Below are 13,303 nucleotides of genomic sequence, written 5' to 3'. Positions count from 1 at the left end.
GTTATTTCTCTCCCACTACCGCAAACGCATTTGCCAAATCTGCGACTAAATCACGGCTATCTTCTAGCCCAACAGACAAGCGTAAAAGCCCCGGTGCGATACCGGCTTCCAATTGCGCTTCATCGGACATCGCCCGGTGCGTCATGGATCCCGGATGACAAATTAATGACTCTACGCCACCCAAAGACTCAGCTAATGAGAAATGTTGTAAAGCGTTAAGGAACACTTTCAACGCCTCTACGTCACCATCGAACTCAAAACTGATCATGGTGCCAAAGCCAGATTGCTGCTTGGCAGCTATCTCGTGGCCCGGGTGCTCTGGAATGCTCGGGTGATAAAGGGCTTTGATTCGCGATTGCGTCTTCAAAAACTCAAGGACTGCGTAACAGTTTTCTTCATGCATACGCATGCGCGGGACAAGTGTACGTAAACCACGTAACGCCAGGTACGCATCGAACGGTGAACCCGTTGCACCAATGCAGTTTCCCCACCACAACAGCTCGTCGGTGTGTTCCTGAGTTTTTGCCACTAGCACACCAGCAACAACATCAGAGTGTCCGTTAAGGTACTTTGTTGTCGAGTGCACGACAAAGTCAGCGCCTAATGCGATTGGACGTTGCCAAACAGGACTAAGGAAGGTGTTATCGACCGCAACCAATGCGCCAATTTTTTGCGCCTTTTCGCACACTTCTGCAATATCGAGGACACGCAGTAAGGGATTTGATGGCGTTTCAATCCAGATAAGCTTCGGCTTTTTCGCTAATGCGGCATCCAGTGACGCGCTGTCATATTGATTAACAAACTCAACCTTAAAATCACCTTTGTTAGCACGTGTGTTGAACAAACGGTAAGTACCGCCGTAGCAATCATGCGGTGCGACGATCAAGTCTTCTGGACCCAATAATGCACTAACCAACAAGTTAATCGCCGACGTACCACAGCTGGTCACGACCGCGCCTGCTCCACCTTCGAGATCAGAGATGGCATCCGCCACTAACGAGCGAGTCGGGTTGCCGCCTCGAGAGTAGTCATACTCCGGCACATCACCGAACGACGGAAAGCTATAATTCGTGGTGAGATAAATCGGTGGGACCACCGCATTGTGTTGAGAATCTGATTCAATGCCTGTGCGTACTGCAATGGTGGCCAGTTGTTTGTCACTCATAACCCGTTCCTTGTTTTAGGCCGTAGCCCGTTTATTCCCGCGCGAATACCCATTACCTTACTGCTTACCCACCGAGACGTCAACACTTCTAGACGTCTATATGTCTTTGCTTATGGCGGTAAAAGCCGCTAAAATTCGCATTACACATCACTCAACAATTTTAATATTACTGGCAAAGTAGGTGCACAATGACAAAGTGGAATGGTGAATACATCAGCCCATACGCAGAACATGGTAAGAAAAACGAACAAGTAAAAAAGATCACTGTATCTATCCCTTTGAAAGTTCTAAAAATTCTCACTGATGAACGCACACGTCGTCAGGTCAACAACTTGCGCCATGCGACCAATAGCGAGCTACTTTGTGAAGCTTTTTTACACGCATACACTGGCCAGCCATTGCCAACGGATGAAGACATCCGTAAAGACCGCCCAGATGAAATCCCTGCAGAAGCGAAGAAAATGATGGAAGAGATGGGGATCAGCATCGAAGATTTTGTTGAGCAGGACTAAATTTCCGCGTTTCAGGCGTTTTTTCTCCGCCGCGCTCAAGATTGCATACGGATATGCCAGTTCATGCCTCTTGTGTGAAAGCCACATATAAAAAAACCAGCCTGTCGGCTAACTCCTATCAATTAAGATGTTTGGAGCGAACCATATAGCGAGTTTTATTGATACGAACGGTCCTCGATTTGGGCCGTTTTTTTCGTTCTGGTAAAATATAGCGTTTAACTCTCTCTCGCATTGCCCTCAGCTTCTTGGGTATTGAGCCAGGCGATGCGATTGCACACCACATTAGTTCATCCTGAATGTCCCTTAGCGCCATCATAAAACTGATCCGTAAAGGCGATACGTTAGCTTCTTTTGCTATCCGACTTATTTCCAACCGAACTAGATTGTAGGCAATTAAGATACCCCAGATCTCCTGCTCAACACCTTCGACAGACTGACTTCGAAGCAGAAGTTCGTCCTCAAGCATATCGTGTTTTATCTCTCCGTAACTATTTTCAATTTCCCATCGTTCGAAGTAAACATTAAGTAAATCTTGCAGAGCATATTTTTTGTCTGTTAGGGACGACAAGACCCCTTTTTATATGGTTGGGTTGTTCTTTTTCTGGATAAAGCGCAAGCCTTGCTTGCCATTTTTCAGGTAGGTGAGGAGCTTTTTTTGCGAGCTTGTTGCGAAACATTCATTTCAACGATCAAGTCACGGCCGTCTTCATCTAACTGCTCGATGACTGTGTACTTTGTATTGGATTTAATAGGGGTCATCCAGTGGCTAGAACCATGTTGGTTTTGCCAGTTAATCATTAGCTCCGCACCTAAATAACATCGGTCGAAAATAGTCAGAGAGTTGGCTGTTGCAGAGGAAATGAGTTGCTTAGCGTAGCTTTCTTCACCGTTGTAGCTAGGGCCAAAAGCGACGTTATGGATTAGGCGACTTCGAAGGGAGCAAAGCGCACATAACCTTACAACTGGGTATTCAGTATGGCGCGTTTTACCGTGTTTAACATATTGAAAATGCTCTGCAAGAGCTGGGGTATCATGGGTTCTAAATTGTGTTCCATCAACAGAGAAAAGCCTTAATCCAAACCATGTATCATCACTGTCCTCTGTTTGCGTCCAATGCTGTGCTGTTAATGAAAATAGGGCTTCGAGAGGTTTAGCTGTTAACCGTTTTCTTGCTTGGGGGATCGCACTTGGAGCAATGGATTCACCTAGAGAGTTAGAAAGCTTGAGGTCTAATTTATCAAGTACATCGGTAATCGGTCTATCACGGTATAAACCAATACCTACAACCAGCCAGACCACAAGCTCAGCAGGTAACTTCCGTCGCCGTAAGCTTGCTTTGTTGGTGTCATCGAGTGCCTGTTGAATCCACTCAAGCGGCAGCTCTTTCTGAAATAAAGAGAGTGAGTCAGGTGAAGCGAAATCATCAACATCAATAAGCCAATGTGCCAACATAAAAATACCCCCAAACTTAATGTCTGAGGGTATTTTCACTCAACCGTAGGATCATTCAACTGATCAGTGGCTTAACTGATCGGTGTTAAGCCTGTCGGCTGGTTTTTTCGTACCCAAGTAAGATTAGCTTTCCATATAGCCTTCGGGTAGCCCAATACGAGCCACACCCGATTCCACAGCGGCAACAGCGACAGCACGTGCCACGCGAGGTAGCAATCGCGCATCCATCGGTTTAGGAATAATGTAATCGGGGCCAAAGCTCAACGCCTCCACACCCGCAGCCTGCAGTACTTCAGCCGGCACAGATTCTTTGGCAAGCTCACGAATCGCATCGACAGCGGCCAACTTCATTTCATCATTAATAACACTCGCCCGCACATCCAGTGCGCCACGGAAAATGAACGGGAAGCAGAGCACATTGTTGACTTGGTTCGGGTAATCAGAACGACCTGTACCCATGATCAAGTCACTGCGTACTTCGTGTGCCAATTCAGGCTTGATTTCAGGATCAGGATTAGAACAAGCAAAAACGATCGGTTTGTCTGCCATCAATTTAAGCGCTTCAGGTGGCAGCAAATCGGGGCCAGAGACACCAACAAAAATATCCGCACCTTCAATCACATCTTCAAGCGTGCGCTTATCGGTGTTGTTCGCAAACAGTTGCTTATACTCATTCAGATCATCACGGCGCGTATGAATCACACCTTTACGATCCAGCATATAGATACGCTCACGCTGCGCACCACATTTGATCAGCAGCTCCATACATGCCACCGCAGCCGCGCCTGCGCCAAGGCAAACAATGTGCGCTTCATTGATTTTTTTACCTTGCAGTTCCAATGCATTCAACATGCCTGCGGCGGTAACAATCGCCGTGCCATGTTGATCATCATGAAACACCGGCACCTGACAACGCTCAATAAGGCGACGCTCAATTTCAAAGCAATCCGGTGCTTTGATGTCTTCAAGATTAATACCACCGAAGGTATCCGCGATGTTCGCCACTGTATCGACAAACTCATCAATCGTACGGTGCTTTACTTGAATATCGATGGAATCCAGACCTGCAAAACGCTTGAACAATAGCGCTTTACCTTCCATGACAGGCTTAGAGGCTAACGGCCCTAAATTACCGAGGCCTAAAATGGCTGTACCGTTAGAGATGACCGCGACCATGTTGCCTTTCGCAGTGTACTTATAAACGTTATCGCTATCTTGGGCTATTTCTCGCACAGGCTCTGCCACACCAGGGCTATAGGCAAGTGCAAGGTCAGCAGCACTGTCAGCCGGTTTGGTCAGTTCAACGGCAATCTTTCCAGGAGTAGGGTAAGCGTGGTAATCAAGCGCCTGTTGGCGAAAGTCTTCAGACATAGTTGTTGTTTTCCTGAATTAGGGATAGGACGGTCAGAACACATACCCGGGCACTTCTCGGATGCACCTTAGGTATATTGTGATCATATGTCATCACAGCGGAAAAACCTAGATCTCGTGCTACAAGCTCATCATTTAAATACCATTTCACGCCATTGCAGTGAAAAACGATGATTATTCTTCAGTGAGAACGAAGGTGAAGAAGGGAATGGAGGGAATAACTTGCGGGCATAAAAAAAGGTTGCCGAAGCAACCTTTTCTCGAATCTGTGCAGCAATTACTTGCTTGATAGTGCACCGAAACGCTTCTTGAACTTATCAACACGACCACCAGTGTCAACAACACGTTGCTTACCAGTGTAGAACGGGTGACACTTGTCACATACGTCTAGGTTGATGTCGCCTTTGCTCAAAGTAGAGTTAAAAACGAAAGTGTTGCCACAAGAACATTTCGCGTTTACACCTTTGTATTCTGGGTGAATACCTTGTTTCATGGGATAACCTCAAATAGAAGTCCGTGTCGCTCTCCCGATCCTAAGCCGGGCACCACACGTCGTTAATCGTGCCATCGCTGCATCATAGGTATACAACGATGAATTTAGGCGGCGTATAATAATCAATCATGTCGTTGAAAGCAACCAACATCATCGATTCCCTCTCTTTACCTTGCACCAAGCAGAGCAGTACACTGTGGAGTTGTTGTGCCACTATCCCTGCTCTTAACAGTAAAGCACAACACTGTCTTTTTGCTGAGTCCATTGGAGTGACACTATGACCTCACCTCGCATTGCGCGCGTCGCATTGCCCGTACCGCTCGATCGCCTCTTCGATTACAAACTCGAGGATGATCAGCACCCCGAGGTTGGCACGCGTGTCATCGTTCCATTTCAGCGTCGAGAGCTGGTTGGTTTTGTCACTGAACTCACCGAACACTCTGAGTTTAAGCAGCTAAAAGGCATCAAACAGGTTCTTGATGAGGCGCCTTTGTTACCTAAGACGCTTTTCTCACTTCTGCAGTGGGCCAGTCAATTCTACCAATACCCATTTGGCGATACCTTGAGCGTTGCTTTGCCGAGCTTGCTACGCAAAGGGGAGCCTGCCAGCCGTAAACCCACGAAACAGTGGCATCTCACGGCGCTTGGGCATGAGCAGAACCCCACCGTCATCGCCAAGCGAGCCCCGAAACAGGCTCAAGTGTTAGGTTTGCTAATGCAGGGCAGCCGCGCGCACAGCGAACTGCTCGCGGAAGAGGTGACCTCTGCCACCTTAAAAACCTTAGCTGAAAAGGGTTGGGTAAAAGACGAGATTAAGCTTCCGGTCAACAGCACGTGGCAAACCGAGCCATCGGAAGAAAAGCCTGTTCTCAACACAGAGCAATCTGTTGCGATTGCCTCGATCAATGCCGCTGAGGGTTATCACTGCTATCTGCTTGAAGGCGTCACCGGCTCAGGTAAAACCGAGGTCTATCTCAACATCATTGAGCCTGTACTCGCGAAAGGGCAACAGATACTGATACTGGTCCCTGAAATTGGCTTAACCCCCCAAACTATCAACCGTTTCCAAAGGCGGTTTAAAGGGGTACCGCTGTCAGTCATTCACTCTGGGCTCAATGATACCGAACGTTTAACCGCGTGGCTGGATGGGCGAGACAAGCAAGCAGGTATCATCATAGGTACGCGCTCTGCCCTGTTCACGCCGTTTCAATCGTTGGGCATGATCATCATTGATGAAGAACATGATGCAAGCTATAAACAGCAAGATACGCTGCGCTACCATGCTCGTGATTTAGCCGTCATGCGTGCCGCAAAAGAGCAAATACCGATCATTTTAGGCTCAGCAACGCCTTCTCTGGAGTCGTTGCACAATGCACAGCAAGGTAAATATCACCACCTGACTCTGACGCAACGCGCTGGCACCGCGGTCGCAGCACGCCATGGCATCCTCGATATTAAAGGGCAGTACCTAGAAGGAGGATTGTCTGCCGCATTAATCGCGGAAATGCGTAAACACATTCAGGCTGGCAATCAAGTCCTCTTGTTTCTCAATCGACGTGGCTTTGCGCCCGTGATGATGTGCCATGAGTGTGGTTGGATTGCTGATTGTGAGCGCTGCGATGTCCATTACACCTATCATGCACACAGTCATGAACTGCGCTGCCATCACTGTTCAACGCAACGCCCTGTCTATCATCAGTGTCAGTCTTGTGGTTCAACCCAACTGATCACCGCGGGCGTAGGCACCGAGCAGTTAGAACAACAACTCGAGACCCTCTTTCCGGAACAAAAGACCATCCGGATCGATCGCGATAGCACACGACGAAAAGGCAGCCTAGAGCAATATTTGGATGATATTCATGCCAATCAATACCAAATACTCATCGGCACCCAAATGCTCGCCAAGGGACACCACTTCCCGAATGTCACTTTAGTCGCCTTGCTGGATGTGGATAGTGCGTTATTTAGTAGTGACTTTCGCGCACCTGAGCGTCTTGCGCAGTTGCTCATCCAAGTCGCTGGTCGCGCCGGTCGTGCCAGTAAACCCGGTGAAGTACTATTGCAAACGCACCACCCAGATCATCCTCTACTCAAGACGCTGCTACACAAAGGCTACGGTGAGTTTGCCCAATCCGCGTTAGAAGAGCGCAAACAGACCGCCCTACCTCCCTATCGTTTTCTCGCCATGTTGCGCGCCGAGGCTAACAGTAGTGATGCTGCGGCCGCCTTTTTATTTCAAGTCAGGCAAATTCTTCAAGCGAGTCCGGTAATAACGCCAGAGATCGAACTACTCGGCCCCAATCCAGCGCCCCTAGCCCGCCGCGCTGGCAAATATCGCTGGCAGCTGCTTATTCAAAGTCCGCAGCGTCGTTCACTTCAGCAACTCCTGGCGATTGCCCGACCCGCTATACAGATGCTACCCGACGCCAAGCGCGTGCGTTGGACATTGGATGTCGAGCCTCAAGAGCTGAGCTAAATGCCAGCCGATAGAGGCGAATGTGATACAAAACAGCACAAAATCTGGTTTCAGCAACCCGTTACACTTTTATTACTCTGTTGATTGAGAACTGTAAGCATATCTGTATTTTTCTAAGGGCAGGGATTTCCTTTTTTTGAGGCAGTTTCAGGGCCTATTGACAAAAATATCGCCACTAAAATCAGGGTCAAAGGTTGAATAGATGAAAGATATGTGAGGCAAATCTCTTTTTTGCTGAAAAAAGTGATGAATAGCCTGTGTTTAATAGTCATGCAAGCGCATAGAATAGATAACGTATTTTAACAAGCAGTAATACGCACGTTTGTCAGCGCAGGCTGATTGCCCGCTTTAGGCGATCCGGCTGGCACCCCTGAGAGAAGAAATAGCGAGGATATACCCCTATGGCGACAATGAAGGATGTTGCCCAGCTTGCCGGCGTTTCAACCGCAACTGTGTCACGCGCGTTAATGAACCCGGAAAAAGTATCGGCGTCAACAAGGAAGAAAGTTGAGCAGGCGGTCATGGAGGCCGGATACTCTCCTAACTCATTGGCACGTAACCTACGTCGCAATGAGTCCAAAACAATCGTTGCAATCATTCCAGATATTTGTGACCCCTTCTTTACTGAAATCATCCGCGGTATCGAAGAAGCGGCCATGGAATACGGCTATCTCGTTCTGCTGGGTGACAGCGGTCAACAACAAGTTCGCGAAAGTTCGTTTGTTAATCTCGTCTTCACCAAACAAGCGGATGGCATGTTACTGCTTGGCACTCAGTTACCATTTGATGTCAGCAAGCCAGAACAAAAGAACCTCCCTCCTCTCGTCATGGCGTGCGAATACGCCCCCGAGTTGGAATTACCTACGGTTCACATCGACAACTTAACGGCGGCATTTGAAGCGGTTAACTACCTCACTCAAATGGGCCACAAGCATATTGCTCAGATTGCCGGCCCCGATGAAGCGGCACTGTGTGAGTTCCGCTCACAAGGTTACCAGCAAGCATTGCGACGCTCAGGTGTGCCCCTTAATCCAGCCTACACCGTGCAGAGTGAGTTCTCTTTTGCCGCCGGTGCCCGCGCCGTGACGACATTACTCTCACTGCCTGAGCCACCTACAGCCATCTTCTGTCACAACGACGTGATTGCGATTGGCGCGATGCAACAAGCGAAACGTCTTGGCGTCCGAGTTCCTCAGGAACTGTCGATTGTCGGCTTCGATGATATTCAGTTTGCCGAGTACTGTGATCCACCGTTGACCACCGTCTCTCAGCCTCGTTATGAAATTGGACGACAAGCAATGATGATGCTTCTTGATCTATTACGAGGCTCAGATGTGCAAGCAGGCTCACGCTTACTCGATGCTAAACTGGTTATCCGTGAAAGCGCCGCACCACCAGCACAATAAATGCGATACCAATCAGGCTCCTGCACTAGTCAGTGCGGGAGCAAGTTTGTACTATTAAGCCACCCCATCTTACGAATAATATAACGTGGCAACTCGAGATTACGTAAAGCGCGGCCGTGGCGGCGCAAAGAAAAAAAATACCCGACAATCCCGTCGACAGCCTTCAGCAAATAACCCGTTTCCGGTGAAATGGGGCATTATCGCCCTCGTCTTAGTCGGCGCACTGGGTTATGGCCTCTATTTTTTATCAACATCCCCAACGCCCGAGACACCGGTCAACCAACCCGTTTCTCCCACACCGCCAAGCCAACCGGCTAAGCCCGTGACTAAGCCTGCAACTAAGCCAACGCCAAAACCAACGGCGGATATCCCTCCCCTGCCAGAAGAAGAATGGCGCTATAAAGATATCCTCGAGAATAAAACCATCGAAGTCGATGAAAAAACGCAACCATCTCGCCCGAGCCGCCCTTATCAAATGCAGTGTGGTGCTTACCGTAATGCAGGGCCTGCCGAAGAGCGCAAAGCGATGATCGCGTTCCAAGGTCTTGTCAGTGAAATTCGTGTGAGCCAAGGCGAAAAAGGCGAATGGCACCGCGTCATTCTCGGCCCTTATGATAGAAAGCGTGATGCCGAACGCGATCGCAATGTCCTTCGCCGCGCGGGTATCGAGCCTTGCGCGATTTGGCATTGGGAATAGTCGTAGACTCAAGCCCCCGCAGGGTGCTTGAGTATTTCACTTAACACCAGTCATACAGAGGCTAACCGCTTTATCGCATCGGGTTAGCTTTCGCTGCTTGAAAAGTATTTCCCTAGTCCCCAGATATAGACCATGGCTTATCTGGCATACCTGCCAGCACAATATTGAGGTTAACCGTGACAACTATCGTATCCGTACGCCGCGGCAACAAAGTCGTTATCGCAGGAGATGGTCAGGTCTCTCTGGGAAACACCGTAATGAAAGGCAATGCCCGCAAAGTTCGCCGACTCTACAACAACAAAGTACTGGCAGGATTTGCTGGCGGTACGGCTGATGCATTTACGCTTTTCGAGCGCTTCGAGCGCAAACTCGAAATGCATCAAGGTCATCTCACCAAAGCGGCCGTTGAGCTAGCAAAAGACTGGCGCACTGATCGCTCACTGCGTCGCCTTGAAGCCCTTCTCGCGGTTGCCGATGAAACAGCATCGCTGATCATTACCGGTAATGGTGACGTCGTGCAGCCTGAGCACGATCTGATCGCCATAGGTTCCGGTGGCAACTTCGCGCAAGCAGCAGCGACCGCATTGCTCGAAAACACCGAGCTAGATGCGCGCACGATTGCCGAAAAATCGCTAAAAATCGCTGGGGATATCTGTGTCTTCACTAACCACAGCCATACCATCGAAGAACTTGAAACCGAATAATAGGAATGCCCATGTCTGAAATGACTCCCCGCGAAATCGTCCATGAGCTTGACCGTCACATTATCGGACAAGATAAAGCCAAACGTGCCGTGGCTATTGCGCTGCGTAACCGTTGGCGTCGCATGCAACTGAACGATGACCTACGTCCAGAAGTCACGCCAAAAAACATTCTGATGATTGGTCCTACTGGTGTCGGTAAAACAGAGATCGCTCGCCGCTTAGCGAAGCTCGCCAACGCGCCCTTCATCAAAGTGGAAGCGACCAAATTTACCGAAGTGGGTTACGTCGGTAAGGAAGTGGAAACCATCATTCGCGACCTGACTGATGTCGCAATCAAGATGACGCATCAGCAAGCAACGGAAAAAGTACGTTTCCGTGCTGAAGAACAAGCCGAAGAACGTATTCTCGATGCGCTACTGCCACCGCCGCGTGATGCATGGGGTCAAGCAGAAGAAGCCGAAAGCAACTCTAGCACCCGTCAATCTTTCCGTAAGAAACTACGCGAAGGCAAACTCGATGACAAAGAGATCGACATCGATGTCGCCGCGCCACAGGTTGGCGTCGAGATCATGGCCCCTCCTGGCATGGAAGAGATGACCAATCAGCTGCAGAGCATGTTCCAAAACTTGTCTGGTAACACAGAGAAGAAGAGCCGCAAGATGAAAATCAAAGAGGCGCTCAAGTTGGCAACGGAAGAAGAAGCAGCGAAACTCGTTAACCCTGAAGAGCTAAAAGAGCAAGCGATTCATGCGGTCGAAAACAACGGGATTGTTTTCATCGATGAAATCGACAAAATCTGTAAGCGTGGCGAAATGTCGGGCCCAGATGTCTCGCGTGAAGGTGTTCAACGCGATCTGCTGCCACTCATCGAAGGTAGCACGGTATCGACCAAGCATGGCATGGTGAAAACAGACCACATCCTCTTTGTAGCATCAGGCGCATTCCAAGTCGCTAAACCTTCCGATCTTATCCCGGAATTACAAGGCCGTTTACCGATTCGTGTTGAACTGGAAGCACTGAGCAGCGATGATTTCAAACGTATTCTCACCGAGCCTAAAGCATCCCTGACAGAGCAGTACACCGCCCTGCTTAAAACAGAAGAGGTTAACGTCAGCTTCAGTGAAGAGGGGATTACCCAGATTGCCGAAGCAGCTTGGCAAGTCAACGAAACCACAGAAAACATCGGTGCGCGTCGTCTGCACACTGTCATGGAGCGTCTAATGGAAGAGATTTCATTCGATGCAACAGAGAAGTCCGGTGAGACGCTTAACGTTGATGCCGAGTACGTAAAATCTCACCTTGGTGAGCTGGTCGCCGATGAAGACCTAAGCCGCTTCATTCTTTAGCGCACCCACAAAACCTGTTCAAAGCCCCGAATACTCGGGGCTTTTTCACATCAATCCCTTGTGATCACACTGCCATCGCAGCATGCTGAGATAGAAATTGGCGTAGAAACTGCAACTTAATAAGTTTTGGGTATATCATTACCCCATGTTTACAGCAGTTAGTGATAGAAATGTCGTCATCTTCTTTATCGATTTGGGCAAGTGCTGCTCGACCTAAAACCCTCCCTCTCGCCATTGCGTCAATCACCTGCGGCAGTGCTGTCGCTGCCATTGAACATCCGTTCTCTTGGAGTATTGCGGCTCTGGCACTATTAACGGCCTTACTGCTGCAGATACTATCCAACTTGGCAAACGATTATGGTGATGCGGTAAAAGGCACAGATAATGACGACAGGTTGGGCCCACAGCGGGCGATTCAGTCCGGCGCTGTTTCTTTAGCTAGCATGAAACGCGCGATCGCGTTTAATCTGCTCCTCACCGTTGCAAGTGGTTTGTCATTAATTTTACTCGCAACAAACAGTACCCAAGACTTGTTCAGCTTTATGCTGCTAGGCGCGATGGCCATCATCGCTTCGATTGCCTACACGGTCGGCAACAAGCCCTATGGGTATATGGGCCTAGGCGACCTTTCCGTGCTTATCTTTTTTGGTTGGTTAGGTGTTGCTGGTACTTACTACTTGCAAACGGGCACCATCGAGTCATTGGTTTTTCTGCCTGCGACCGCCTGTGGTCTACTCGCCGTTGGGGTATTGAATATCAATAACCTGCGCGATATCGATAACGATAAAGCCTGCGGAAAACTGACGCTGGCTGTGCGCATGGGACCTACTTGGGGGCGTGCATACCATCTCTTTTTGCTTGGCGGCGCCGTGCTCTGCTTAACCGTATTCGCTGCATTCGAAATTCAGTCGCCTTTCGGATGGTTGTTTCTGCTCGCCTCGCCACTCTTACTCAAACACGGTTTGGCCGTTCATCGCTCCGCAGATGGCGCAGCACTTCGACCTATGATGGCTACCATGGTGAAATGCGCGCTATTAACCAATTTGCTCTTTGCTGCCGGTGTCATGTTAGCTTAACCACGCATTGTTACCTTGCGAACTGATTGCAAAGGCGCAGCAGGCAGTTATACTGGATTTACAGTACTTTCCTCAACCACGGCAAGACGTTAGCTTATGGAATACAATACTTCAGAACTGTGTGACATCTTCCCCGATCAAGTGGACGTGGTCGAACCTATGTTCAGCGCGTTTGGCGGTCGCAATACATTCAGCGGTCAGATCACGACTATCAAGTGCTTTGAGGATAATCGCCTCATCAGCGAAACCTTGAGCCAAGACGGTGAAGGCAGAGTACTGCTTGTCGACGGCGGTGGCTCATTGCGGCGCGCACTGGTCGATCTCGATACCGCACAGCAAGCGTTGGATAATGGCTGGGAAGGACTCATTATCTATGGCTGTGTTCGCCATGTGGAAGAGCTGGAAGAGTTAGACATCGGTATTCACGCTCTCGCATCTATCCCTGTGGGTGCAGACGATAAGGGATTAGGCGAAATCGACACACCAGTCAACTTTGGTGGCGTGACCTTCTTACCGGAAGATTATGTGTATGCAGATCTGACTGGGGTGATTTTATCACCTGAGCCACTAGAGATAGCAGACGATACTGACGAAGAAGCGTAAAT

General features: G+C 49.2%; 12 protein-coding genes and 1 pseudogene. 8 read left to right on the top strand and 5 right to left on the bottom strand.

Annotation, left to right across the window (positions count from 1 at the left end):
* Position 1: 1 nt before the first annotated feature.
* On the bottom strand, positions 2-1,165 hold the full coding sequence (locus tag TSUB_RS00975; RefSeq protein WP_087020219.1) for an O-succinylhomoserine (thiol)-lyase: 1,164 nt from the start codon (positions 1,163-1,165) through the stop codon (positions 2-4).
* A gap of 188 nt (positions 1,166-1,353) precedes the next feature.
* Here TSUB_RS00975 and metJ point away from each other — a divergent pair, with 188 nt between their 5' ends.
* On the top strand, positions 1,354-1,677 hold the full coding sequence (gene metJ, locus TSUB_RS00970) for a met regulon transcriptional regulator MetJ (protein WP_087020216.1): 324 nt from the start codon (positions 1,354-1,356) through the stop codon (positions 1,675-1,677).
* A 118-nt stretch (positions 1,678-1,795) separates the two neighbouring features.
* Here metJ and TSUB_RS00965 read toward each other — a convergent pair.
* The 4 genes and pseudogenes from TSUB_RS00965 to TSUB_RS25165 form a co-directional block, all read right to left on the bottom strand.
* Positions 1,796-3,129, bottom strand: a pseudogene (locus TSUB_RS00965) (IS4 family transposase).
* Between the two features lie 123 nt (positions 3,130-3,252).
* Positions 3,253-4,500, bottom strand: coding sequence for a malic enzyme-like NAD(P)-binding protein (locus tag TSUB_RS00960; protein WP_087023481.1), 1,248 nt, complete (start codon positions 4,498-4,500; stop codon positions 3,253-3,255).
* Positions 4,501-4,777: 277 nt separating this feature from the next.
* Positions 4,778-4,993, bottom strand: coding sequence for a 50S ribosomal protein L31 (rpmE, locus tag TSUB_RS00955; protein ID WP_087023479.1), 216 nt, complete (start codon positions 4,991-4,993; stop codon positions 4,778-4,780).
* An 82-nt stretch (positions 4,994-5,075) separates the two neighbouring features.
* On the bottom strand, positions 5,076-5,207 hold the full coding sequence (locus tag TSUB_RS25165) for a hypothetical protein (RefSeq protein ID WP_281422918.1): 132 nt from the start codon (positions 5,205-5,207) through the stop codon (positions 5,076-5,078).
* 63 nt (positions 5,208-5,270) lie between these two features.
* On the opposite strand from TSUB_RS25165, the gene priA reads away from it, so the two are divergent.
* The 7 genes from priA to rraA all read left to right on the top strand — a co-directional run bounded on the left by priA (position 5,271) and on the right by rraA (position 13,301).
* Entirely contained in the window at positions 5,271-7,469 is a 2,199-nt protein-coding gene (priA, locus tag TSUB_RS00950; protein ID WP_087023477.1) for a primosomal protein N', read from the top strand.
* A 401-nt stretch (positions 7,470-7,870) separates the two neighbouring features.
* Complete coding sequence (gene cytR, locus TSUB_RS00945; protein WP_087023475.1) at positions 7,871-8,875, top strand: DNA-binding transcriptional regulator CytR; 1,005 nt, start codon at positions 7,871-7,873, stop codon at positions 8,873-8,875.
* Positions 8,876-8,960: 85 nt separating this feature from the next.
* Positions 8,961-9,572: an SPOR domain-containing protein gene (locus tag TSUB_RS00940; RefSeq protein ID WP_087023473.1), complete on the top strand. Its 612-nt coding sequence runs from the start codon at positions 8,961-8,963 to the stop codon at positions 9,570-9,572.
* 176 nt (positions 9,573-9,748) lie between these two features.
* Entirely contained in the window at positions 9,749-10,276 is a 528-nt protein-coding gene (gene hslV / locus TSUB_RS00935) for an ATP-dependent protease subunit HslV (RefSeq protein WP_087023471.1), read from the top strand.
* Positions 10,277-10,287: 11 nt separating this feature from the next.
* A complete protein-coding gene (gene hslU / locus TSUB_RS00930; RefSeq protein ID WP_087023469.1) occupies positions 10,288-11,622 on the top strand; it encodes an HslU--HslV peptidase ATPase subunit in 1,335 nt (444 codons plus the stop codon).
* A 170-nt stretch (positions 11,623-11,792) separates the two neighbouring features.
* Complete coding sequence (locus TSUB_RS00925) at positions 11,793-12,698, top strand: 1,4-dihydroxy-2-naphthoate polyprenyltransferase (protein WP_087023467.1); 906 nt, start codon at positions 11,793-11,795, stop codon at positions 12,696-12,698.
* A 96-nt stretch (positions 12,699-12,794) separates the two neighbouring features.
* On the top strand, positions 12,795-13,301 hold the full coding sequence (gene rraA, locus TSUB_RS00920) for a ribonuclease E activity regulator RraA (RefSeq protein WP_087023465.1): 507 nt from the start codon (positions 12,795-12,797) through the stop codon (positions 13,299-13,301).
* Positions 13,302-13,303 lie beyond the last annotated feature (2 nt).

This window comes from Thaumasiovibrio subtropicus, assembly GCF_019703835.1.
Lineage (GTDB): Bacteria > Pseudomonadota > Gammaproteobacteria > Enterobacterales > Vibrionaceae > Thaumasiovibrio > Thaumasiovibrio subtropicus.
The sequence above is the reverse complement of the archived record's forward strand: the minus strand, read 5'-3'. Positions and strand labels throughout refer to the sequence as shown.